Below are 1,020 nucleotides of genomic sequence, written 5' to 3'. Positions count from 1 at the left end.
ACCTCGAAGGGTGAATGGAAGTTGTGAGTTGCACGAGGCCGGCTGTTCAGACTGTCGGCGATGGCGTCGAGTTCGTCCTGACTGTAGACCGAAAGGTCTGTGCCTTTGGGCAGATACTGTCGCAGCAGCCCGTTGGTGTTTTCGCAAGTGCCGCGTTGCCAGGGACTGTGCGGGTCGCAGAAGTACACGTTCACGCCGGTTGCGGCAGCGAGCTCTTTATGGCGCGACATTTCTTTTCCCTGGTCATAAGTGAAGCTCTGGCGCAGTGGCGCAACAATCGAATTGAGTTTGGCAGAGAAGCCCGCCAGCGCGGAAGCGGCGGTGGCGTCTTCCATCTTGGCGAGCAGCACCAGGCGGCTGGTCCGTTCGACCAGCACGCCTACCGAGGACTGGTTGCCGGCACCCTTGATGAAGTCGCCTTCCCAGTGCCCAGGCAGCAGTCGGTCTTCGATTTCGGGCGGCCTCACATGAATACTGACCATGTCGGGAATCTGTCCGCGCCGGTCGGTGCCCCGTGTACGCGGCATGCGCGTGCTGTGGCCATGGCGTAAGCACGCAATTAGCTGACGGCGCAGTTCGCCGCGCGGCTGGGCGTAGATGGCCGTGTAGATGGTTTCGTGCGAAACCTGCTGGGTCGGGTCGGTCGGATACATACGCTTCAGTGTGCCCGATATCTGCTGGGGTGACCATTTCCACTCGAGCAGGGTGAGAACGATGCGCCAGCAGACGCTTTGCAGGCAAAGCTTTGTGGGGCTGCGACCTGCGCTGCGGCGTGCGGCACTGAGCGCTTCAGCCGGCACGGACGCGTAGCCAGCAGGCAAGCTGTTTCGCGCCAGTTCACGGCTAACGGTGGCTGGCGAGCGCCCGAGTATCCGGGCCATGGCCCGGATACTCGAACCCTGCAGATGCAGACTTGCAATGGTCAGGCGCTCTTCAGGCTGAAGTTGCTGGTACTGAGTTCTTTCGTGCATCGCAACACCTTATACGAAACAGGTGTTGCACTTCAGATTTGAGGCCGCC

1 protein-coding gene is annotated in these 1,020 nt (G+C 60.9%); it reads right to left on the bottom strand.

What is annotated here, in order from left to right:
• On the bottom strand, positions 1-971 hold a 971-nt coding region (locus tag F6X37_RS35825), incomplete at its 3' end, for an IS30 family transposase (protein WP_187614676.1).
• Positions 972-1,020: the final 49 nt, after the last annotated feature.

The sequence above is a fragment of the Paraburkholderia sp. 31.1 genome (assembly GCF_014397645.1).
GTDB classification, from domain to species: Bacteria; Pseudomonadota; Gammaproteobacteria; order Burkholderiales; family Burkholderiaceae; genus Paraburkholderia; species Paraburkholderia tuberum.
The sequence above is the reverse complement of the archived record's forward strand: the minus strand, read 5'-3'. Positions and strand labels throughout refer to the sequence as shown.